The following is a 22,067-nucleotide window of genomic DNA, read 5'->3' on the forward strand; positions in this document are numbered from 1 at the left end:
ACGCAAGAATCTCGAACAACAGCTGACGCAGGCCAAGAAAATGGAATCGATCGGTCAGTTGGCAGCCGGTATCGCGCACGAGATCAATACCCCTGCGCAATTCGTCGGCGACAATATCCGATTCATCAAGGAAGCGTTTGACGACTTGATCGAACTGAACGGCGGCTACAGCAAACTATTGGGCGCCGTCAAAAACGATGCGGTAACCGAAGCGTTGATCGAGGAAATCGAGGCGGCTTACAAAAAGGCCGACCCTGAGTACTTGGTCGAGGAGATACCGCTTGCCATCGATCAGTCGCTGGATGGCATAACGCGAATTTCAAATATCGTACGCGCAATGAAAGAGTTTTCTCATCCGGGTGGCAAGGACCTTGAGGCTACCGATCTTAACCAGTCAATATCAAATACCATCACCGTGGCTTCCAACGAATGGAAATATATCGCCGACGTGGAAACTGATCTTGCCGAGGATCTTCCGAGTGTCAAATGTTTTCCGCAGGAGATTAACCAGGTCATACTCAACCTGATTGTCAATGCCGCGCACGCGATCGACGACACCAGGGAAGGCGAATCGGCCGACAAGGGCAGCATAAAAATCAACACGCGTCAGGTCGACGACGAGGTCGAAGTCCGTGTTACCGACTCAGGCTGCGGTATACCTGACGATATCAAGCACCGCATATTTGATCCGTTTTTCACAACCAAGGATGTCGGCAAGGGATCCGGGCAGGGACTGGCGATGGCTTACAAGACCATCGTCGACCAGCATAAGGGAAAACTGGAAGTGGAATCGACTATCGGTCGTGGGACCACCTTTACGATTCGGCTGCCAATTAACGGCAGCGAAACATTGATGGACGAGGTTGCGGCATGATGCGCATCATGTTTGTTGACGACGAACCTAATATTCTCAGTGGATTACGCAGAATCCTGCGGCCACTAAGAGAAGAGTGGGACATGGTTTTTGTGGAAAGTGGCCAGCAGGCGCTGGAGTCACTTGATGAAGCGCCTTTTGACATCATTGTTAGCGACATGAAAATGCCCGGGATGGACGGTGCCCAACTGTTGTCCGAAATCCAGCACCGCTTCCCGGAATCCATCCGAATTGCGTTATCGGGTGAAACGGATTCGCACATGATTTACCGCTGCGTGCAGCATGCTCACCAGTATCTTTCCAAGCCCTGTGACGCGGACACTCTCGTCGCTACTGTAAAACGTGCCTACGCGCTGAAAAACCTGATGAAAGACGAGCAGCTGAGGAAACTGGTTTCGAATTTATCATCATTACCAAGTCTGCCTGCCCAGTATGAGAGCATCATGCAGGAGCTGCAGTCGGAAGATCCGTCACTGCTGAAGATCGGGGAAATTATCGAGTCCGATGTCGCGATGTCAGCAAAAATATTACAGCTGGTAAATTCCGCTTTTTTCGGTCTCGTGCGGCATGTATCGTCGCCGATTGAGGCCAGCAAGTTTCTGGGCCTCGATGTCATCAAGTCACTGGTCCTGACAACGGGTGTTTTTTCACAGTTCGACGAGTCGAGCATCGGCGAGGCAAGACTGCAGGCTATCTGGAGCCACGCTTCCCAGGTAGGCATACTGGCGAAACAGATTGCGGTTCAGCAGACAACCCACAAATTACTGGGCGATTACGCTTTAATGGGCGCGCTACTGGCGGATGTCGGCAAGCTCGTGTTTGCTGTGAACCTGGGCGAGGAACTCGCTCGCGCGGAAAAAATTGCCGCGGACGAACATCGTTCCGACTGGGAAGTCGAGCGCGAGCTCATCGGGCATAGTCACATGGATGTCGGGGCCTTTCTGTTGGGGCTCTGGGGCTTGCCGAATCCGGTGGTCGAGTGTGTTGCCTTTCACCACGTACCTGCTGAATGCGTCGAAGAGGATTTTTCTCCATTGACAGCGGTGCACATTGCCCATGCCATTGTCAGTGTCGACGGTCATGAAGACCTGCCCGGGCTCGACCGCGAATATATCGGCAAGATGGGTGCAGCCGAACGATTGCCGGAGTGGCTGAAGTTATACGAAAAACTTTTTATCACGGACGTAGAGGCCGCGGTTAATGGGTGAGAAAATTCTTTTTGTCGACGACGAACCCAATGTGCTGCAGTCGATACGTCGCACTTTGCGCTCAAAGTTCGATCTCGACACGGCTGAAGGCGGCGAAGAAGCGCTGGGCATGCTGAATGCCAATAGCACCTACGCGGTGATTGTCTCGGACATGCGTATGCCGGGTATGAACGGTGTTGAACTGCTGTCGCAGGCCAAGCAGCAGTCGCCAGATACCGTGCGCATGATGTTAACGGGAAACGCAGATCAGCAGACTGCGGTTGATGCGGTTAATCATGGCGATATTTTCAGGTTTCTAAACAAGCCTTGTGAGTCCGAGGAATTATCCGGCGCCATCACCAGCGGACTGCGCCAGCATCAGCTGATCACAGCAGAAAAAGATCTGCTCGAGAATACCTTGCAAGGCAGTATCAAGGCGCTCACCGACGTACTCGCCTTGACGAATCCGGAAGTCTTTGGGCGCACCACCCGATTCAAGCACCGGATTCGCCAAATAGCTGAAGAAATGGGGCTACCCGATATCTGGCAGCTCGAGGATGTCGCCATGCTTTCGCTAATTGGCAGCATGGCAGTCCACGAGGATCTCGTGAAACGCAAGCTACATGGGGAATCAGTTTCATTTGACGAACTCGCAGAGTTCGCATTACATGCCAAGGTGGGTGCCGATCTGCTGAAAGCGATCCCGCGCATGGAGGATATCGCCCAGGCGATTCGCTACCAGGAAAAGAACTATGACGGTTCGGGGTATCCGCGAGACGACATCAAGAGCGCGGATATTCCGCTGGGCGCTCGCTTGATCAAGGTTATTCTCGATTTTGATGCGTTTGAGTCGTCCGGAGATTCTGAACAGGCGGCGCTTGGTAAATTGAAGGCCCAGGCGCATTTTTACGATCCAACCGTACTCGGCGCCTTCAATAACACGTTCGAGCAAGATTCGGCATTAGTCGTAAAACCTGTCCCAATTTCTCAGTTAGCGGACGGCATGCTGCTGGCGGACGATGTAGTGACCTCGAGCGAAGTGTTGCTCGTGGCTAAGGGCCAGGAGACGACGCAGTCGGTGCGTCGGCACCTGCAAAATTACCAGGTAAACGATCAAATCGGCGATACCGTAAACGTCTGGTGTCAAGCAGAGTAACCTATTTCATTTAACTCTCACCTGATCGTTTGCAGTTCCAACGGTCTTAGTATTACCGCGACCAGCCAGACGCCTCCGAGCAGAATCAACAGGTTTAGTTCTATTTTGTGCATGGTAACTGCAAGATCGTGGCCTGTTCGCTTGGACTTGCAGTCAAGAATAGAGGTACTGTTTACAATGTCCAATGCCGTCACTTGAAATATCATGTTGACGGAAGGATATTTTGGTTTGCATTTGTAAGCTCTGTTTGCATACTCGGGCTATGAAGGTTGTGGTAGTAGTCGTCTTGATGATTATGTTCTCAACGCAGGTTCTCGCACAGGCGCAGTTTTCGCTGCAACCCCGCTTGAGTGAAAATAAAGCACCAGCCGCGCTGCTGGGGATATGGGGAACGGCGCGTCAATGTGCCGCGCATAAATCAGGAAAAACAGGCGATCCTCTGTTGTTTCCATACATCATCACCCATAACTGGATCAAACAGGGTTTTATCTATTGTTATCTTGCTTGGTATGAGCCAAGCCGCGATATCGGCGTTAACCAGGCCTTCGCCTTTGCCCAGTGCGGCGAAGATCAGTTGCGAGACTACCAGCTTGAGCTGAATTTGCGCGACGGCAAATTAAGCATACAGTGGTCAGAGGATTTCACCACGCGGGAGCTGGAAGCCTGTCGGTAAAATACCGGTCAGGTCAGTTGGAAACTAGATATGCGCAAAAAAATCGAAGGCGAAAACGTAGCCGGAAGTACCTCTTACAAGTCTGCAAAAAGCAAGGCATCGGAGTACGCGAAGGATCCGGATAAATTAAATGACTTGCTGGACAAGGCGGCACGCAAGGCAAATTCCAGCAAGGGTCCGTTAACCGAAGTCTGGAACTTGTTAATGACTTGCCTGAGACTGCTTCGCGCATATGCCACGGGTCGCTATCAGGACATTCCATGGGGCAGCCTGGTATCGATCATCGCAACGGTGATCTATTTTGTAATGCCCCTCGATTTCATTCCCGACTTTTTGCTAGGTTTTGGCTTTATTGATGATGCCGCGCTAATCGGTTGGATCCTGGGTTCTATTAAAAGCGATATTGATCGCTTTATCGAATGGGAATCAACTCACGCAACCCACGAGCGAGACGACAGCTAAACTCATTTTTAATACCAAGAGCCAAAATACAATGGAATTTGTTTCGACGGTAAAGGTGACAACTGCGCAGGTCGATGATCTCGGGCATCTCAATCATGTTTTTGCGCTGCAGATTCTCGAGTATGCGCGCGACGACTGGTATGCGGAGGCTGGGCTCTGGCAAGGACGTCGCTGGAGTGGAGCCGAAAACCTCGCGACCCTGGTACTAAATATAAATTTTAATTACCGCGGGGAATGCTTTCTTGATGAAGATCTCAAGATCATTACCCGGCCGATGGAGCGCGGTAGCAAGAGTTTCACGCTTGCGCAGCAGATCGTTAAACCCGATAGTACGATTGCGATTGAGGGTACCGTAACCAGCCTGGTGATGGATATGGAACAGCACCGCACGCTACCGGTGCCGGAATGCCTGGCGCGTTATCTGCCGACACGGAAATAGTCCGGCCTGCTAATCAACCAGGTCGTCGGCGCGCACCCGGCCGTCGGCGTGCACATCGGTGACCTTGCCGTACAGGTTCTTCACCCGCGCCATGCTGCCGACCATGCCGGGCTTTTCACTGAACGACATGATCAGTAACAGCCGGTCGGTATTGCCGCTGTTAGCGGTAACCTGGTGCAATGAAAAACGCCCCAGGAAAAACTGCAGGTCGCCAGCATTCAGTTCGAGGCGTTTAACGCGGCTGCGATCACCCTCGAGCACCTGTTTAACTTCGTCATAGCATTCGTCCTGAGCTGTGCGCAGGCCCGGCACATACTCGAAATGCCCGCCGCTGTCGGCCGCCTGCAACAACATCGTGATGGTGAATTCGTTGGTGTCGAAATGCCAGTTGAATTGTTGCCCGGGTTTACCGACATTAACAATCATGTTTGATACCGGGTCTTCGTAAATAAATAACTCGTCCTTGCCCAGGCACTCGGAGAGGAACTGTTTTAACGGTTCCCAGTAGTAAAGCCGGTGCGATGTTGTTTCTTCCCCGAACAAATCGGCGGTAATAAAACCGTTGCTGCGCGGAATAAAAATATTAAGCGGGTGGTCTTGCGGGAAATCCGGATCGCCGTCGTTGAGATAAACATTGCACTGTTTACGCTCCGAGTAATAGGCCTGCGATTTTCGCTCACTGGCCTCGGTCAACAGGGCCCGAAGACCGGGTGCACTGAAGAAATTGCGGATTACCGCACAACCGTCATGCTCGAGCTCGGCCCTGACCTGTTCGATCACTTCGCGGCGTCGCCAATGATCCAGCTCATCGATCGGGTAGCGTGCGTGATCAATGATTTCGGTGCAGGCGAGTTTCTGTGACATTGCTGATTTCTCCACAGCTTTAGTCTAGCGTAATTGACTGTCCTTGCTGGCCCGGCGATTGACGCCGCCCTGGCTTGCCTGCTGCTGATCGAGTTCCTGTTGGCAGTTGACGCATAGACGCACCCCCACGATGGCCTTGCGGCGCGCCTCGGGAATGTCGACACCGCATTCCTCGCAATGGGTGAGGCTTTCGCCTTTGGGTAAACGGCTGCGCGCCAGTTCGACCGCGTCCTCGACACTGGCATCGATCTGATCCTGCACCGCGCCATCGCGCGCCCAACCTGTTGCCATGGATTACTCCAGCTTCAATAACAGGTAGATATTCTGCGCCTGAAAACTGCCATGTTCAATCTGGATCTGCAATTTCAAGTGGTGCATTACGGGCCTCGATATCGGTCGCAGCAGCGAACAGGGTGTCTTCCCGGAACCGCGACGCGACTAGTTGAACGCCCATCGGAACCGAAGTGTTGCCGTCGGTTGCGACTGAAATCCCGGGTATACCCATCAGGGGTACTGCAATTTGTGTCATCTGTGCCTCGAGCACGCGCCGGAACGACTCGGGTGATTCAACATCGAGCATGTCGGGGAAGGGCGGTTCGGCAGAAACCGGGCACAGCAGGATCGGGTATTGCGCCAGGAACAGCTGCCATTCGCGCGCCAGCGTTATGCGTTGCTGCAGTGCTTCCATCAGGCTCTCGAGTGTCGGTATCGGGCAGTTTTCACACAATTGCGCATACACGAAATTGGCGTCGGGATCATCTTCCTGCCTGACTGCTGCACCGCCACTGAATTGATACTCCGACATCCACAGCAGCAATTGCAATTCCATGGCCTGGCGCATCGGAGGACTATCGACTTCGGCCACCTGCCATCCGGCGTCCTCGAGCTGTCTGGCTGCCTCGTGCAACGCCCGTTCGACCTGAGGCATAACTTCGAGGCCATCGGGTGATATGCATAGTGCCACGCGTTTCGGCGCCGGCGCCTGTTCGAGCGGGGCCGGAACCCACCAGGGATCGAGCTCACTGCCGGCGGCCATGGCGGCAAGTCCAAGCCTGAGATCCGCAATGCTGCGTGCGATGGGGCCCGAAACCGCGGTTAACTGGGCGCCGATGTGGCGATCCGGGAGCGAAAGGTTGACAGCCGGGACTCGACCCAGGCTCGGTCGAATGCCGTGCAGCCCGCAGGCATAGGCCGGATAGCGGATCGAACCCGCAATATCGGTACCGTGTCCGAGCGCACAGATGCCGGCCGCCACGGCAGCGGCAGATCCGCCCGAAGAACCACCCGGGGTCAGTTTCGCGTTGCGTGGATTGAGCGTATGCCCGTGCAGGGAATTGCGTGTAAACCAGCGCATCGAAAACGCCGGCGTATTAGTGCGGCCGACAATAATCGCGCCGGCCTTGCGCAGGTTCGTCACCACCGGGCTGTCCTGCCCGGCGAAATTATCTTGCTGAATTCGAATGCCATTGGTGTTGGCAAATCCCTGCTGGTCGATATTGACTTTGATGGTAACCGGCACCCCGGCAAGTATTCCGGTTGAATGGCCATCGGCGATAGCATCGTCGACCGCACGTGCTGCGGCCAGCGCAGCCTCTGGCATTGGCTGCACCACGGCATTAATCGCAGGATTGACGTCCTGCAATCGCTGCAGGCTTTGTTCGGTAACCTCGGTCGCAGAAATTTCGCGGTTGGCAACGCGAGTTGCAATATCGGCTGCGCCCAGGCGCCACAGTTCAGTCATCGCTGATCCTCCGCTACAGGTCGAAATAGTATAAAGCAGTGAATATTGTAAGTGCCCATATTATGCGAGCCCAGGTCATGCGTCGAAACCCGCGCAACCGATACCGCAGCCGCTCAATGATTCGCTCGAATATCTGGATCACGACCGCGAGACTGGAAATCTGGCGTCTGAGCTGGTGATGGTCGGTGGGGTGACGAACTAGCGCCTGACCTGGCAGGTAATTTCAACCCTGCTGCCACCAAACAGGTGTTTCGACTCGGTCGTGGTGCGCGCGGGGTAGGCATCGCCATCGAAGAATTCGCGGTAGGCGGCATCCATTGCATCGAAATCATCCAGATTGGCGAGGTGCACCTCTACCTTGACAATGCGTTCTTTTGTAAGACTTAACTCATCGAGTATGCTGCCGATCGCAGCCCATATGGCACGGGTTTCGGCCGCCGCGTCACCCAGTACCTCAATTCCGGCCGGGAAATCGGCTGCAACCAGTCCCGAGAGGAAGGCGTACTGGTCATCCAGAACCACCTGGCTGAAAGGTGCACTTGATTCCGGAACGGCTTTTGGCTGGACGCGGTTTAAAATAACAGGTGCCGTATTTTCAGCCGACCATATTGGCGCCGATGATTAACAGGACACCCAGAACCACGAAAGCGATGAAAGTGTAAACCAGGTGTTTCGTCGTGGTTTTATCGTCTTGATTTGGATTCATCTACTAGTTCCCCCTCCAGGATTGAATCAAGTACTATATAGTGCCGAACCTGGAGCCAAATTGCCACCGCGTATGAGCGATCAAATCTATGAAACGTTGGTGCTGGAATACCCGGCCACCCACGTCCTGCAAATCACGCTGAACCGACCCGAAGTCGCCAATGCGTTTAATACGCAGATGGCAACCGACCTGATGCATTGCTTTGAAACACTGGCACTGGAGCCCGGCGACAATCGCTGTGTTATTTTAACCGGAACCGGCGACAAAGCATTTTGTGCGGGTGGCGATCTGAAACAACGCGACGGTATGACGAATGAAGCCTGGACCGAGCAACATCTCATTTACGAGCGCATGATTCGCGCCATCATCGATTGTCCACTGCCGTTGATTGCCGCGGTGAATGGCGCCGCTTTTGGGGGTGGTTGTGAGCTCGCGGCAGCGGTCGATTTTGTCTATGCGTCAGAAAATGCGCGCTTCGCGATGACCGAGACCAGTCTTGGAATAATCCCCGGGGCCGGCGGCACCCAGACCCTGGCGCGAGCACTGGGTGAGCGCCGCGCCAAGGAATTGATATTATCGGCACGACGTTTCAATGCAGAAGAGGCCCAGCGTTGGGGACTCGTGAATGAAGTGTTTACCGCCGGCATTTTGCTAGATGAAACCATACAGGCTGCTTCGCGCATTGCAGCCAATGCACCGATTGCGGTGCGTCAGGCAAAACAGGCGATTCATGGCGGCTTGCAGATGTCGCTGGCCGAAGGGCTTGTATTTGAGATTGAAGCCTATAACCGCACGGTACCAACCGACGATCGGCGCGAAGGAGTTAAAGCTTTCAATGAAAAACGCCCGCCGCAATTCAAGGGGAAATAAGATCCATGTCTAACGAAGTGATACTGACCTGTGCCGTTAGCGGCGGGCACAATAACCAGGGCAAGCACCCCGATTATCCGATTACACCTGAACATATCGCGAGCGACTGCATCGCGGTTGCGAAAGCAGGTGCGGCGATCGTCCACATCCACGTGCGCGATCCGGAAACCGGAATGCGCTCTGGGGATCTGGCACTGTTTCGCGAGGTCGTCGAACGTATCCGTGATTCTGGCAGCGATGTTTTGATCAATCTCACCACCAGCGAAGGGGCGCGCTTCGCGCCTGGCGACGAGGACGCCGCCGTCGGTGGTCCCGGAACAACCCTGGTACAACCGCTTGATCGCCTGCATCATGTCGAGGAGTTGCGTCCCGATATCTGTACGCTCGACGTGGGCACTTTCAATTTCGGTGAAACCATCTTCGTTAATACTCCGTCGCATTTACGCATCATGGCGCAGCGTATTCGTGAACTTGGCGTAAAGCCCGAGCTCGAAGTGTTTGAACCCGGGCATATCATGTTTGCGCATAAACTGATCGAAGAAGGCCTGATCGATGGTGCGCCGATGTTCCAGCTTTGTCTTGGCATTCCACATGCTTCGCCGGCAACGCCCGAGATACTCAGTGTCATGAAAGGGTTGTTGCCAGAAGACGCGAACTGGAGCGCTTTCGGTATTTCGCGAATGGAATTTTCAATCGTGGCCCAGGCCGCGAGCCAGGGCGGTAACTGCCGCGTCGGGCTCGAGGATAACCTCTATCTCGACAAGGGTGAGTTTGCGAGTAACCTGCAGCTGGTAGAGCGCGCGGTGCGCATCATCCGTGAGCTCGGTCGCGAACTGGCGACGCCTCAGCAAGCGGCTGAGCGTCTGGGGATAGAACGCTAGTCGTGGCAAGGCTGTACCTGATCCGGCACGCGCAGTCGGCCAATAACGAGATCTGGGACGGCAGTGACCACATGGCGGGTCGTCACCCTGATCCCGAGATTACCGAGATAGGCCATCGCCAGGCTGAAACGCTGGGGCAGCACCTGGCGCATCCCGAGGCGGAGCCCCGTCAGCACCCGTTCATCCCGGCCGACGGATTCCATTTTGGTTTAACCCATGTTTACTGCAGCCTGATGACGCGCTCGATTCTTACCGCGGAGTACATAGCCGGAGCCTGTGACCTTGAGTTGCAGGCTCTTCCCGATATTTTTGAAAAGCACGGCATTTATGATGTTGATGACGATGGTAACCTGCAGGGTTTGCCCGGGCCTGGTCGGGATTATTTCGCACAGCGTTTTCCGAGCCTGAAGTTGCCGAAAGAATTTAATGACGAGGGTTGGTGGAGTCGACCGGTCGAAGACGAGCTGGCTTTTATCACGCGTATGCAAAAGGTGGTAAACGATATCAGGCAGCGACTTGATCAGAGTGACGAATCCATTGCACTGGTGGCGCATGGCGATTTCATCGATCAATTCGTCAATGAACTCATGGGCGTGGTAAGACACCATCCCAACTATGATAATCACTGGGTTGCCAACTGGACTTTTCACAACACGTCGATATCGCGTATTGACTTTGTCAACGGCGCGCATAACGTCGTCTACATGAATAGAATCGATCATCTGCCGAACGAACTGGTGACCTGGTAATGGCATACTCGCTTACGGCTGATCAAGTCGATCAATACCAGCGGGATGGCTTCCTGTTTCCGCTGGATGTCTTCGTAAAAGACCGGGTCGACCATATCCTTGGTGAGCTTGAGCACGCACGAACGGTGGCACGTGAGAAAGGACTTGAACCCGAACTCGCACAGTTACTGCGCGCGAATACCCATTACCTGCTTCCATTTGTAAACGAAGTCGCCCGGGCACCACAGCTACTCGACCGGGTCGAATCAATCCTGGGTCCGAATATCCTGCTGTGGAGCGCGGAGTTTTTTATCAAGGCCGCGCATACCGACAAGATTGTCAGCTGGCACCAGGACCTGACTTACTGGGGACTTGGTGAAACCAACGAAGAGATGACTGCATGGTTGGCCCTGTCTGACGTCAATGTCGAGTCAGGATGCATGCGTTTTGTTCCGGGTTCGCACCATCAGCAAATCGTTCCGCATCGGGATACCTTCGATGCCACTAACCTGTTGTCGCGAGGACAGGAAGTTGCGGTCGATGTTGCAGAAGAAGATGCGGTAGACGTTATTCTGGACCCGGGACAGGTTTCGTTTCACCACGGACGGATGTTTCACGCATCGGGACCTAATCGCAGTGCCCGGGATCGCATCGGCCTGGCATTTCGCTTTATAACCCCGGAAGTGAAACAGTTAGTCGCTAAACGCGATTACGCGATGCTGGTTCGAGGTATTGACGAAGGTAAAAACTGGATTCATGTCTCACCACCCGGGCGCCTTTTCGACCCGGCCGATCTCGAACTCCACGCCCGGATCAGACAGGACCAGTCCACCGCACTCGCCGAGGGCGCGGAACAGGAACTATACACGGCCTACTAGCGACGCCGGTTGCCTACATATCCATTGCCTCGGCAATCTCGACTGAGCCCTCTGCTTTCAATATCGGGCAGCCTTTAGCCAGCTCGGTTGCCAGCTCGATGCTGTCGGCATTAATCAGGCTGTAACCGCTCAGTGGATTTGGACCCCCGTCGCAGGTGACAGAACCGTCGCTATTGACTGTTGATGACGGACCCAGCGGGTTGCCGCCATCGACAACCGCTGCGCCGAGATTCTCAAACCAGGCCATCCATTCGGCCATAACCTGCGCGCCTTCTTCCTCGGTTTCCGGCATCTTGCCGCCGTGATAAGCAAAAATAAACTTGGCCATTGTCTTGTCCTCGCTGTTTTTTAGCTGTTCGGACCAATCAGGATACGCAAACTGCGCTAAAGATTCGACTCTTTGGCGCCGGTATCAGTTATCAGGTTGCTTACGATAAAATCGAAATTGAACACTCAGTTTGAAGAGATGAGCTTTCGCAATCGGCCTGCAGCAAACCCTCATTCTTAACTATCTGGTTCCCGGTACGAATTCGGTGGGGTGAGCAGAAAACTCGTTGATCGCTGAATAAGTCCACTTACCCCTACGCGTTTGATTATCTGACGATCAGGCAACTGGTCTCGGCATTGTCGGCAACTTTGCGCGAGACGCTGCCTAATATAGTGCCCTTCAGCTTGCCCAGACCCCGAGTCCCCATCGCGATCAAGTCCATTTTCGATCGCTCGGCAAAGCCGAGAATACTGGTTGCAGGATCACCGGTTCCGATCGCGGTTTCAACTTTCTTGGCTCCGGCCTTTTCCGCTTTTTCCCTGGCGATTCTTAAGATAGATTCAGCGATTTTGCGCATAATTTCCTCGCGCGCATCATTAAAGGATTCAATCTGATGGAATTCCAGTTCCGGAATTTCATCGATTTCAAAGGGTATTTGCATATCGCGAATAACGTGAATGATGAGCATTTCAGCGTCGTGTAGTACGGCAAATTGAGCCGCCATTTCCAATGCACGGTTCGAAGCCGCCGACGCATCGGTTGCAACCAGTATCCTGTTAATCACTTTTCTATCCTTCCTACAGTCACTGGAATGGCAGCGTTACGCCAATCCCAGGGCCTGTTTTCTTTGATTGGCCCAGGTGCGCAGCACCTGGTCGATGGCGAGCCCGATAAAGGCAACACATAGGCCCAGTACCAACCCGTTGCCGACACCGTCTTTATCAGACAAGGATTTGAGAATCAATTGCCCGAGATCGTCGGTCCCGATCAATGCGCCGATGATGACCATTGACAGCGCGAACACCACGGTTTGATTGATACCGAGCGCAATATGCGGAAAGGCCATCGGCAGCTCGATAGACAGGTATCGCTGCAGTCGGCTCACACCAGACATCGAGCCGGCTTCTTGGAGCTGCAGCGGCACGCTCAGCATACCCTGAATCGTGTAACGCGTAGCCGGGACGGTGGCGTAGACCACGATTGCGATCAGCACCGAGGTATCGGTCACACCGAACAACATCATCACCGGGATCAGGTAAATGAACGACGGGAACGTCTGGAAGGTATCGCATATCGTTAGCATAATTCGCGTGCTCACCGGATGTTGTGAGCATAGCGTACCCGCAACGATGCCGATGGCGGTCGAGATCAGCACCGACAGCGTCATCAGGTAAGCGGTGATCAGCGCCCGATCCCACCATTCGGTCAGTGCGATGAACAGCAGAAATCCACCAACAGCCAGGCCCACTCGAACCCCGCCGACGATGTATCCGATTCCCATTGCCAGCGCGAAAGTCGCAGCAACCGGCATGGCGAGGTAAGCGGTCTTGACCGGTACCAGTACCTGGACGATCAGCCATTCGTTAAAACCTTTGAGCGCGTAAAAGAAAGTATCCCAGATCCAGTCGACCCCGGCCTGCCAGAAATCCTGGGTCGTAATGCCCTTGTTGTGCGGAATCAGGTAGAGATAGTTAAACCCCTCCTTGAATACCAACGAGCCGATTAATGCCAGGATGACACCAACAACGAATACGACACCGAACATCAACGAAAACTTGTGCCGTTCGAAGAACGACAGGTCGGCGAAGTAATCGATTTGCTTATCGGCCCAGGCGAGCGACAGCCGATCGAGCATGATTGCAATCAAGACGATACAGATGCCAAGTTCAAGTGCGAGACCGATCCTCAGCTGGTTCAATGCGATTAGTAAATTGTTACCAAGCCCCTTGGCGCCGATCAGGGATGCGATAACCACCATCGCCAGACAGGACATGATGGCCTGGTTGACCCCGATCAGGATATCCCGCCGGGCAGTAGGAATCAGCACCTTGAACAACAGTTGCCGGTTGTTGCAACCACTCATCAATCCAGCCTCGGCGACCTCGGGCGATAGTTTTTTCAGGCCCAGTATGGTCAGCCGCACCATCGGTGGGGTGGCGAATATAACTGTCGCGATCGCGCCGGCATGATCGCCGATACCGAAAAACACCACGACCGGGACCAGGTAGGAAAAGTGCGGCATGATTTGCATCACGTTGAGTATCGGGTTCAGCACCATCTCCACGGTTTTACTCCTGAATGCCCAGATACCGAGCACGAGGCCGAGCAAGACCGAAATCGGCGCGGCGATCAGGACGAAGGACAGGGTTTCCATCGACGGTTCCCATTGTCCGAATACCGCGATGTATACGAATGTAAATCCGACAAACAGCGCCAGCCGTGGCCCTTGCAGCGCATAACCCAGAATCGCGGCGCCACCGGCAACCACGGTCCACGGCAATCCCGGCCAGCGCGCCCACTGGTTTTCAGTCGCCCAATCCCAACCGCTGAAGGTGACGATTGTCTTAACCCCACCGAGAAAGATTTCGCGAATAAATTCGATCAGAAACAGGATCAAGCCCGAAGCCGAACGGGTGAACTGGTTCATCAGCGGTTTTTCTTCATAATCCTCGATATCCGGGTCCCAGACGTCGATCAACCACCAGTCGAACATGATGTAGTCGACCGAACTGGTAATAATCTGCGGCAGCTTCTGGATCAACGGTGGTAAACGCCAGAACCAGTTACCTTCGGACGGCGTGATGATGACGCACAGCAGCACAAAAAAAACTAGCAGTAAAACAAACTGCAGGTGCTTCTTTTGCCGGAGCGCTTCGATCATGGTGCTTTTTCAGCCGCGTCGTCAGAGTGGCCGCCAAACAGGACGTGGATAATATGGGAAGCATGCAAAGCACCAACGATCTCACCTGCCGAGTCGACGACCGGTACCGGTTTGTCGGTATTCAGAATGTCCTCGGCAACGGTCTCAATGATGGCATCTTGTGAAACCCTCAAATCGCTGACCTCCTCGCTGGGATCGAAGGGATCCATGACTGACTTGATTTTGAGCACCTTTTCACGCGGTACTTCCTCGGTGAACTTGCGCACGTACTCGGTGGCCGGGTTGAGCACGATATTCGCCGGCGTATCGAGTTGCTCGATGATGCCATCCTTCATGATGGCAATGCGATCAGCCAGGCGCAGCGCTTCGTCGAAGTCATGGGTGACGAATAAAATGGTTTTGCCGAGCACATCCTGCAGGCGCAGAAATTCGTCCTGCATCTCCTTGCGGATCAGCGGATCGAGCGCGGAAAAGGGTTCGTCGAGAAACCAGATATCGGGTTCGATCGCAAGCGAGCGGGCGATGCCGACACGTTGCTGCTGGCCGCCCGAAAGCTGCCGCGGAAAGTAGTTTTCGCGCCCGGTGAGACTGACGAGATCGACCATTTCCTTGGCCCGCTGCATGCTGTCCTTGGTGCTGACTCCCTTGACCTGCAACGGAAAGGCGATATTTTCGAGTACGGTTTTGTGCGGCAGCAGGGCGAAACTCTGAAACACCATGCCCATCTTGTTGCGGCGCAGCTCGATCAATTGCTTGTCATTCATCGCCAGGATATCTTCGCCCTCGATGTAAATTTTCCCGGCAGTGGCCTCGTTCAGCCTGGAAATGCAGCGCATCAGCGTCGACTTGCCGGAGCCCGACAAGCCCATAATGATCAGCAATTCACCCTCATACACCTCGAACGAGGCATTGTTGACCCCGACGATGCACCCGGCTTCCTGGAACTTGGCGGCGTCGACGACGCCTTTGGCCTGTTCCAGCATGCTGTGCGCATTGTCGCCAAATATCATGTAGACCGAATCGCAACGGATGACCGGTTCGTCTGAAGACGAAGTTTCAGCTTGAGTAGACATGGTTATATTTTTGATTCTCCCCCGGATCGTAAAACTACCACATTTGCGCGGGCAGGAAATACTACCGTTTAGAAAAAGAATCCCCCGAGCCAGATGTTCTGCGCTGGGGGGGTTCTTTATTACTTCACGTTTTGGATCCAGCCAACGGCTTACATGCCGGTTTTGGTCCAGCCTTCCCAGACGTCTTTGTTGTCGGCCAGCCACTTCTTCGCGGCATCTTTGTGGTCCATCTTGTCGACGTCGACCAGTGCAGCCATTTGACCGATTTGCGGAGTCGTGAACGACAGCTGCGAAAAGATCGTGTAAGCATGCGGATGAGTTTTCGGCATCTTGTAGTTCGCCGCTTTCTTCAACCAGCCCTTGGGTGATCCGCACTTACCATCACCACCGTCGGCCTTGCGGCAACCAGGAGTATACGGCGGGAACTCGATGAAAGTGAAACCTTCCGCATCTGTGAAGTTCGGCGTCCAGTTGAAGATGACCGTGCCACGGCCTTCTTTCTTGGCGGACGCGAGTTCGGTCCACAGCGCGTCGGCGCCGCCGGCGAACTTGACCGTCCACTTGTCGTCGAGACCTAGCGCTTTGATGCGCTCCGGCATCAGGTCGCCGTGCCAGCTTTGCGGGCCTTCCAGCCAGCGGCCCTTGCCACCTGAATCAGCCGTGGTAAAGTTATCGCTACATTTAGCGAGCGCTTCCCAATTGGGCAAGCCGGGGCACAGGCCCTTTTCGATAACCCAGGTCGGAACGCCCATTTCCTCGAGCGTGGTCGCTTGGTGGGTACCGGCGTCGATCACACCGCCCTTGGCCATCGCGTTGTAGAAGGACTTGCCGAAAGTGGACTGCCAGACTTCGTGCGAAATGGTGACATCGCCGTTGCGGATCGACTCGTATACGGCCTGCGAATCAGCGGGCACGTACTCGACGTTATCGCCAATGCTTTCGAAAATGCCGCCGATGACGTAGGCCATGACGATCTGGCTCGACCAGTTATGGATCGGGATGACGATCGGCTTGGTACTATCCTTGGCCTGGACGACGTTGGATAATCCAATCGAGGCACCAAGCAGCAGCAACACGGCTAATTTGGTAAGAAATTTCATTTACAGACTCTCCTCTCTAGTTATATGTATAGGAATTATGGGGAAGGCTAATGCTACATGAATTTATTATTTTGTAAAGTACCAAATATGGACCAAATTAGTCAATTTGGTTTATGATTAAAAATTAAAAATATTTAAATATAACAATAGCTTATATACTACATGGAAATATAGTTTAGATCATTCGGTAAGGCGCGATCCGATAAGATCGCCGGTTTCCATCCTTATTTTATACCAAAATAGTACCATTATAATGAGACTCGAGGTATCGTTATTAAACATTTCTTTCGGGTACTTCGATGCGTTTTCCGCGCGGTATTTCGGCCTCCTTGTCGTACAGCGGTAAACTGGCAAGACGGCCCGAATGCATCTCGCCGTCGATGCACCTGATCGTTACCGGGTCACCGTCACGGAAGCCTGATTGATCCATCAACGCGATGCCGATGCCTTGTTCCAGGTAGGGTGAAATCGCGCCGGCAGTAATCTTGCCGACGGGCTCGCTGTGGATACTGACCTCACCGCCAATATGCGGTTCCGCTTCGCATTTCAGGCCGGTCAGTCGATTGTCCCTGGGCGCGGCAAGCAGTGCCTGCTTGCCGATAAAGTCACCCTTGTTCGCATCAACGAAGCGTCCGAGGCCGACATCGTAGGGCGTGGTCGTATGGTCGAAATCGGAGCCGGCATTGAGGATGCCGGCTTCGATCCTGCGAATGTGCATCGAATCCAGCCCGAACAATTCCATACCGAAAGGCTCCCCGGCGGCCTTGAGGTGGCTCCACAGGGCATCTGCGTCGTGATGTGGCTCGGTGTAATACTCCCAGCCCAGTTCGTTGGTGTAGCCAGTGCGCGTAATAACAACCTGCTGCCCGCCGAGACTGACGCGGGCTAGCCCGAAGTAGCCAAAAGGTTCGGGCATGCCATCGTCACTAGCGGCCTCGAGGATTTTAAGCGAGTTCGGGCCCTGCACCTGGGAGACGAATACCCGCGGATCACTGATCTCGACATCCATGCCCGCGGCATGCGCGCGTGCCCAGCTGTAAAAATCACCATCGGCCTGCGCGTACCAGAACAGGCCGGATTCGAGCCGCAGCAGGATTCCGTCAATCAGCAGACCGCCATCCTCGTAACAGGCGAGTCCGTAAGCGCAGCGCCCCGGTTTTACCCTGGTGATGTCCTTGGTGAAAAGTTTGTCCAGCAGGCGCTCGGCTTCGGGTCCCCTGAATTGCAGTGGAAATTCACCGGTATGCAGTACCGCGGCCTGTTGGCGCAACCGCCAGTATCCGTCGACAATATCGAGCTTGTCGAAACAGCAGGCCATCTGGCGCCGGTTGTAAACGCAGTAATGGGGTCCAAACGGGCGCTCGATCATGTGATAAGGATGCCGCGACAGGGAAAAGTCCCAGCCCGCACCGGGTAAGGTGGAAACGAGATCTCTGGTTTTGCCGTCACTGGAACTCATGGACTAGTCTGCTGCATGGTTGTCGTTGCCGTTGAAATCAAGTGCTGGCCCCGAAGTTGATGAATCGGTATTACTGGTAATCCTGGTAAGATTTTTCTTCGACAATGGTCGAGTTCAGGTGCAGGTTGACCCGTTTCTTGGCATCGGCGCGTTTGTCGTTGGTGACATAAACCGCTCGCGCCAGCTCAATGAAGCGCTCGCCGAAACGTCGGTTGCGTTCCTCGGCACGGATATCGTCCTCGATTTCCCAGAGCGTCTCGTTAATCGACTTGAGTTCGGCGCTGAGCGCCGTGATGACATCATCGGACTCGACCGACTCGTCCCATACCTTGCTCAGCAGTTCGAGTTCAGTTTTGACGTTCGCAACCTTGGCAGGGTCGGTGATGCGTTCCACCTTGATCTGCAGGATCGTGATCTTGTCCAGTAACTCGCCGGGAGAGATCGGAATCAGGATTTCGTTCATGCTATATAAAGACAGGTTTTCGAGGTCGGCAATACTAACCGCGTTAACGGGCTAGCTCAACCGGAAACGCGCGATCAGTATTGGCAATAGCATCAGGTTTGCGATTAACGCGGTAATCATGGCAAGACCGCAGAGCACGCCAAAATAAATCGTCGGGATGAAGTTTGACAGCGCCAGGATCGAAAATCCCAACACCACCGTCACCGAGGTGTAGTACATGGCCCGGGCGATACTGTTATGACAGCGTGCAATCGCCGCCCAGTAATTCCGGTCTTGCAAAAACTCGCCGCGAAAGCGATGGATATAGTGAATCGAGTCGTCAACGCCGATTCCGATATTAATCGCCGCGATGGTGATCGTCATGATATCGAGCGGGATACCGATCCATCCCATCAGGCCCAGTATTAATCCCGCGGAAATGATATTCGGCACCAGCGCCGCGAACGACAGGCGGACTGCCCTGAAGAGGACGATAAACATCACCAGTATCGCGCAAAAAACCGCGCCCAGCGTCAGGATCTGCGATCGAAAAAGACTTTGCAGCAGGTTGTTATACAGCACCGCAATACCCGACACCGTGACCTGCTCTGGAGCGAGCTCGAAGTCTCCGGTCAGGTCATTGTAAATCTGCTCGATCAGTTCCTGGCGTCGTAACGTTTTGCTCGACTCGTACAGGCGTATGCTGAATCTCAGCTGGTTGCCATCAGGCGACAAGTAGGGTGAGATCAGTGCTTTTTTAACGTCTTCCGGAAGGCGCTTGTAAACCACCGCGAGCTTGAAGTCGTTATAGGGTCTGCCATTGTTGAGCGATTCCAGTAGTTTCATCCCGGTATGGACCGAGAGTACCTTGCCGGTTTCGGGGAGCTTGTCGAGGTAGTCGTGTATTTTGGCAACTTCTCGCAAGCCGTCACGATTAAACCAGTAGCTACTGGACGTAATGTCTCCGTCGCCAAATAACTCATCCACGGCAAGCACTTCGTCCGCCGGCGCATCGATGACGACGTCCATCGGGGTGGTGCCGCCGAGTTTGGTGTCGATCAGGGTCATGCCCTGGTAAATCTCGGTACTTTCCTTGTAGTAATCGATGAATCGATTCTCGACCGAAAGCCGGGGTATACCGGTCAGCGCGATCAACGTGAGTAGCACGAATATCAGCAATGTTGCACGGGTACGATGCTGGATGAAATTCGCGATCGACGCGGTGACGGTGCCGGTCAGGTCTTTTTTGATACGCGTTTCCAGTCGCGGCAACAGCATAAGCGCGGCTGGAAACAGCGTGAACGCGAGCACAAAGGATACCGAGATGCCAATGACCATCATCCAGCCGAAGTCGATAACCGGTCGAATCCCGCTAACCAGTAAGGAACCGAAGGCAACCATGGTGGTTACGGCGGTGTAAAAGCTCGGGCTGAACTTGCTTTGCACGGTTTCGCTGACCAGCTCGTACTGGCTGGCCCCGGGTTTAATTGTCACGAGCTCGCGGTAACGTACGACCAGATGGATAATCAGCGATAGCGTGATGATCAGCAACAGCGAAATAAAATTCGATGACACCACCGTCACTGGCCATTGTGCCCAGCCCAGGTAGCCCATCATGGTCATGGCGCTGGTTAGACACACCGCCAGCGGCAGTACCACCCAGCGAACATGTTTAAACGACAGTGCAAGGATAATGACGATGAAAAGGATAACCCCGACCCCGAAAACCTTCAGATCACTGCGGATAAACTCGATCGAATCCGACGTGATCATCGGTACCCCACCTAGAAAGACTGTTGCCTTGGCGCGATAAGCATCCAGGATGTCACGTACCTGGACGATGGTTTGATCCAGTTTAATTTTATGCGCCTGGTTCTCGATCTTTATCTGCGCCGTTAGCTGTTTGACACGCTCTGTCGCGTCCGGCATTACCCCCACCTTTTCGTAGAGCTTGTCACGGTTGTTGATCAGGTCGAGCAGGTGCTGGTTAGTCACCAGGTTGACCTGCATCGCAGTGGTATCGCCCTCGCTATTGACCAGCAGGTTTTCGTACAGGGGGCTTTGCCTCAATTCCTGTTCAGCTAGCTGGATATTGACGTCTTCGCTTTCGAGGGTGCGCACTTTGCGGGAGATCTCTGCGAGCGTCATTGGCGGGCTGTCCACCAGCGGCACGTCGAGCATGCTGATGACCGAATCGACCTGCTCAAGCTGGATCAATAGATCCCTCAGGCGGGTAATGTCGGCGATCACTTCCTGGCTGAAAAGCGGCTGCTCCGGGCTATAGGTGACAATCAGAAAATCATCCGATCCGTACTGCTCACGGATGCCGCGATAGGATTTGAGGCTGGCATCATTCTCAAGCACCAGCGAATCAGCCGAGGCATCGAGTTCGAAGTCGGGGATATACAACAGGAAAAACGCGACCACGCTGATAATAACTATCAGCGTTGCCAACGGTTGTTTCAGAACCAGGCGGTTATAAACCGCTATAAATTGGTGCAGCATGGACTGGTTTCCTTACTTGGCAGCCTTGTACGCGTTTTCACTAAATCGACGATAGCCCCATTGATACTGCTCCAGGGAAGGGCGCACCAGCTGTTCAATTTGATCATTCATGTACTGGGCGCTGCTGACTTCGTCGGCGGCGAGACTTGTATGATCAAGTGACTGGATACGCAAACTAAAATTACCCGGTGGCGAGCTGCGTTGCATACTGGCCAGGAACACGTCGCATTCCACCTTGCTACAAAGGTTATGGACCAGGGTTGTCGTTGGTGCATTCACGCCGAAAAACTCTGCGTCAATTCGGGCCTTGTTGCGGGCGGGCCTTTGATCGGGCAGGATCATGAGACTGTTACCTTCGCGCAAACCGATGAGCAACTTGCGCAATCCGTGTTTCTTGGTCGGAACCGGGATTCCACCGCTACGCGCGCGCGCCGTCTTGACGAACTGGTCCACCGATTTATTCTTTCGCCGTTTGTACATGATCATTGCATCGCAGTGATTCCCGAGCCAGATGACCAGGGTTTCCCAGCTGCCGAGATGGGGTGCCAGAATAATTCTGCCCCGGGTGGAATGCTCAAACTCGTCGCAGGTATCGACCGACGATACCTGCGCTAAAATTTTTTCGGTCGGCCAGCACCAGACCGCGGCGAGTTCGGTCATCGCGTAACAGGTTTGCTGAATCGATTCCCGATAGAGGTGCCGTTGTTCGGCTTCCCCGAGATCGGCAAAACAAAGCGCGATATTTTCCCGTACCTGGCGCGAAAGCTGGTTCGAAGTATTGCGCAGAACGAAAGCGATCCAATCGGCAACTCGATACTGGAAGCGCAGCGAGAAATTCGACAGGAACTCGAAACAGTATTGGATGAATGGCTTGCTCAAG

Annotated in this window: 23 protein-coding genes; 10 read left to right on the forward strand and 13 right to left on the reverse strand. The window is 54.0% G+C overall.

All coding sequences use genetic code 11. The features are described from left to right. The 6 genes from OES20_15545 to OES20_15570 form a co-directional block, all read left to right on the forward strand. The coding region (locus tag OES20_15545; GenBank protein MDH3636113.1) for an ATP-binding protein at positions 1-874 on the forward strand (874 nt) is incomplete at its 5' end. Beyond that, positions 871-2,082 (forward strand): response regulator, encoded by a 1,212-nt coding sequence (locus OES20_15550; GenBank protein ID MDH3636114.1) that lies wholly within the window; start codon positions 871-873, stop codon positions 2,080-2,082. The genes OES20_15545 and OES20_15550, both read left to right, overlap by 4 nt. Beyond that, positions 2,075-3,217 (forward strand): response regulator, encoded by a 1,143-nt coding sequence (locus tag OES20_15555; protein ID MDH3636115.1) that lies wholly within the window; start codon positions 2,075-2,077, stop codon positions 3,215-3,217. Before OES20_15550 ends, OES20_15555 begins: the two co-directional genes overlap by 8 nt. A gap of 262 nt (positions 3,218-3,479) precedes the next feature. Further along, on the forward strand, positions 3,480-3,890 hold the full coding sequence (locus OES20_15560) for a hypothetical protein (protein ID MDH3636116.1): 411 nt from the start codon (positions 3,480-3,482) through the stop codon (positions 3,888-3,890). A gap of 30 nt (positions 3,891-3,920) precedes the next feature. Further along, entirely contained in the window at positions 3,921-4,352 is a 432-nt protein-coding gene (locus OES20_15565; GenBank protein MDH3636117.1) for a YkvA family protein, read from the forward strand. 31 nt (positions 4,353-4,383) lie between these two features. Continuing rightward, positions 4,384-4,791: an acyl-CoA thioesterase gene (locus OES20_15570; GenBank protein MDH3636118.1), complete on the forward strand. Its 408-nt coding sequence runs from the start codon at positions 4,384-4,386 to the stop codon at positions 4,789-4,791. A gap of 9 nt (positions 4,792-4,800) precedes the next feature. On the opposite strand, the gene OES20_15575 is transcribed toward OES20_15570, so the two are convergent. From OES20_15575 to OES20_15590, 4 genes are all read right to left on the reverse strand, one after another. Beyond that, positions 4,801-5,655: a hypothetical protein gene (locus OES20_15575; protein MDH3636119.1), complete on the reverse strand. Its 855-nt coding sequence runs from the start codon at positions 5,653-5,655 to the stop codon at positions 4,801-4,803. Positions 5,656-5,679: 24 nt separating this feature from the next. Beyond that, entirely contained in the window at positions 5,680-5,946 is a 267-nt protein-coding gene (locus OES20_15580) for a DksA/TraR family C4-type zinc finger protein (GenBank protein ID MDH3636120.1), read from the reverse strand. A gap of 55 nt (positions 5,947-6,001) precedes the next feature. After that, complete coding sequence (locus OES20_15585; GenBank protein MDH3636121.1) at positions 6,002-7,396, reverse strand: amidase family protein; 1,395 nt, start codon at positions 7,394-7,396, stop codon at positions 6,002-6,004. A gap of 198 nt (positions 7,397-7,594) precedes the next feature. Then, complete coding sequence (locus tag OES20_15590; GenBank protein ID MDH3636122.1) at positions 7,595-7,975, reverse strand: RidA family protein; 381 nt, start codon at positions 7,973-7,975, stop codon at positions 7,595-7,597. Positions 7,976-8,174: 199 nt separating this feature from the next. On the opposite strand from OES20_15590, the gene OES20_15595 reads away from it, so the two are divergent. From OES20_15595 to OES20_15610, 4 genes are read left to right on the forward strand one after another with little or no spacing between them, the layout of a single operon-like run. After that, entirely contained in the window at positions 8,175-8,972 is a 798-nt protein-coding gene (locus tag OES20_15595) for an enoyl-CoA hydratase-related protein (protein MDH3636123.1), read from the forward strand. 5 nt (positions 8,973-8,977) lie between these two features. Further along, positions 8,978-9,853 (forward strand): 3-keto-5-aminohexanoate cleavage protein, encoded by an 876-nt coding sequence (locus OES20_15600; GenBank protein ID MDH3636124.1) that lies wholly within the window; start codon positions 8,978-8,980, stop codon positions 9,851-9,853. Between the two features lie 2 nt (positions 9,854-9,855). Further along, positions 9,856-10,602: a histidine phosphatase family protein gene (locus OES20_15605; protein MDH3636125.1), complete on the forward strand. Its 747-nt coding sequence runs from the start codon at positions 9,856-9,858 to the stop codon at positions 10,600-10,602. Beyond that, positions 10,602-11,459 (forward strand): phytanoyl-CoA dioxygenase family protein, encoded by an 858-nt coding sequence (locus OES20_15610; GenBank protein MDH3636126.1) that lies wholly within the window; start codon positions 10,602-10,604, stop codon positions 11,457-11,459. Before OES20_15605 ends, OES20_15610 begins: the two co-directional genes overlap by 1 nt. Positions 11,460-11,472: 13 nt before the next feature. Here OES20_15610 and OES20_15615 read toward each other — a convergent pair whose 3' ends face one another. The 9 genes from OES20_15615 to OES20_15655 form a co-directional block, all read right to left on the reverse strand. After that, positions 11,473-11,787 (reverse strand): YciI family protein, encoded by a 315-nt coding sequence (locus OES20_15615; protein MDH3636127.1) that lies wholly within the window; start codon positions 11,785-11,787, stop codon positions 11,473-11,475. A gap of 265 nt (positions 11,788-12,052) precedes the next feature. Beyond that, complete coding sequence (locus OES20_15620) at positions 12,053-12,511, reverse strand: universal stress protein (protein ID MDH3636128.1); 459 nt, start codon at positions 12,509-12,511, stop codon at positions 12,053-12,055. 36 nt (positions 12,512-12,547) lie between these two features. Continuing rightward, positions 12,548-14,608, reverse strand: a complete 2,061-nt coding sequence (locus OES20_15625) for an ABC transporter permease subunit (protein ID MDH3636129.1) — start codon at positions 14,606-14,608, stop codon at positions 12,548-12,550. After that, on the reverse strand, positions 14,605-15,681 hold the full coding sequence (locus tag OES20_15630) for a betaine/proline/choline family ABC transporter ATP-binding protein (GenBank protein MDH3636130.1): 1,077 nt from the start codon (positions 15,679-15,681) through the stop codon (positions 14,605-14,607). Before OES20_15630 ends, OES20_15625 begins: the two co-directional genes overlap by 4 nt. Before the next feature lie 149 nt (positions 15,682-15,830). Next, positions 15,831-16,781, reverse strand: a complete 951-nt coding sequence (locus OES20_15635) for an ABC transporter substrate-binding protein (protein MDH3636131.1) — start codon at positions 16,779-16,781, stop codon at positions 15,831-15,833. 274 nt (positions 16,782-17,055) lie between these two features. Continuing rightward, a complete protein-coding gene (locus OES20_15640; protein ID MDH3636132.1) occupies positions 17,056-18,240 on the reverse strand; it encodes an aminomethyltransferase family protein in 1,185 nt (394 codons plus the stop codon). Positions 18,241-18,310: 70 nt separating this feature from the next. Next, positions 18,311-18,703, reverse strand: a complete 393-nt coding sequence (locus OES20_15645; protein MDH3636133.1) for a DUF6165 family protein — start codon at positions 18,701-18,703, stop codon at positions 18,311-18,313. A 51-nt stretch (positions 18,704-18,754) separates the two neighbouring features. Beyond that, a complete protein-coding gene (locus OES20_15650; GenBank protein MDH3636134.1) occupies positions 18,755-21,187 on the reverse strand; it encodes an MMPL family transporter in 2,433 nt (810 codons plus the stop codon). Positions 21,188-21,199: 12 nt separating this feature from the next. Beyond that, the gene (locus tag OES20_15655; GenBank protein MDH3636135.1) at positions 21,200-22,066 is read right to left on the reverse strand and encodes a hypothetical protein; all 867 of its coding nucleotides are present in this window, start codon (positions 22,064-22,066) and stop codon (positions 21,200-21,202) included. Between the last annotated feature and the right edge of the window lies 1 nt (position 22,067).

Source organism: Gammaproteobacteria bacterium, from assembly GCA_029862005.1.
Taxonomy (GTDB): domain Bacteria; phylum Pseudomonadota; class Gammaproteobacteria.

Excerpts from the sequence above, each read along its gene's own strand:
- OES20_15550 (MDH3636114.1), top strand. The coding sequence starts at position 871 with ATGATGCGCATCATGTTTGTTGACGACGAACCTAATATTCTCAGTGGA.
- OES20_15555 (MDH3636115.1), top strand. The coding sequence starts at position 2,075 with ATGGGTGAGAAAATTCTTTTTGTCGACGACGAACCCAATGTGCTGCAG.
- OES20_15560 (MDH3636116.1), top strand. The coding sequence starts at position 3,480 with ATGAAGGTTGTGGTAGTAGTCGTCTTGATGATTATGTTCTCAACGCAG.
- OES20_15565 (MDH3636117.1), top strand. The coding sequence starts at position 3,921 with ATGCGCAAAAAAATCGAAGGCGAAAACGTAGCCGGAAGTACCTCTTAC.
- OES20_15570 (MDH3636118.1), top strand. The coding sequence starts at position 4,384 with ATGGAATTTGTTTCGACGGTAAAGGTGACAACTGCGCAGGTCGATGAT.
- OES20_15575 (MDH3636119.1), bottom strand. The coding sequence starts at position 5,655 with ATGTCACAGAAACTCGCCTGCACCGAAATCATTGATCACGCACGCTAC.
- OES20_15580 (MDH3636120.1), bottom strand. The coding sequence starts at position 5,946 with ATGGCAACAGGTTGGGCGCGCGATGGCGCGGTGCAGGATCAGATCGAT.
- OES20_15585 (MDH3636121.1), bottom strand. The coding sequence starts at position 7,396 with ATGACTGAACTGTGGCGCCTGGGCGCAGCCGATATTGCAACTCGCGTT.
- OES20_15595 (MDH3636123.1), top strand. The coding sequence starts at position 8,175 with ATGAGCGATCAAATCTATGAAACGTTGGTGCTGGAATACCCGGCCACC.
- OES20_15600 (MDH3636124.1), top strand. The coding sequence starts at position 8,978 with ATGTCTAACGAAGTGATACTGACCTGTGCCGTTAGCGGCGGGCACAAT.
- OES20_15610 (MDH3636126.1), top strand. The coding sequence starts at position 10,602 with ATGGCATACTCGCTTACGGCTGATCAAGTCGATCAATACCAGCGGGAT.
- OES20_15615 (MDH3636127.1), bottom strand. The coding sequence starts at position 11,787 with ATGGCCAAGTTTATTTTTGCTTATCACGGCGGCAAGATGCCGGAAACC.
- OES20_15625 (MDH3636129.1), bottom strand. The coding sequence starts at position 14,608 with ATGATCGAAGCGCTCCGGCAAAAGAAGCACCTGCAGTTTGTTTTACTG.
- OES20_15630 (MDH3636130.1), bottom strand. The coding sequence starts at position 15,681 with ATGTCTACTCAAGCTGAAACTTCGTCTTCAGACGAACCGGTCATCCGT.
- OES20_15635 (MDH3636131.1), bottom strand. The coding sequence starts at position 16,781 with ATGAAATTTCTTACCAAATTAGCCGTGTTGCTGCTGCTTGGTGCCTCG.
- OES20_15640 (MDH3636132.1), bottom strand. The coding sequence starts at position 18,240 with ATGAGTTCCAGTGACGGCAAAACCAGAGATCTCGTTTCCACCTTACCC.
- OES20_15645 (MDH3636133.1), bottom strand. The coding sequence starts at position 18,703 with ATGAACGAAATCCTGATTCCGATCTCTCCCGGCGAGTTACTGGACAAG.
- OES20_15650 (MDH3636134.1), bottom strand. The coding sequence starts at position 21,187 with ATGCTGCACCAATTTATAGCGGTTTATAACCGCCTGGTTCTGAAACAA.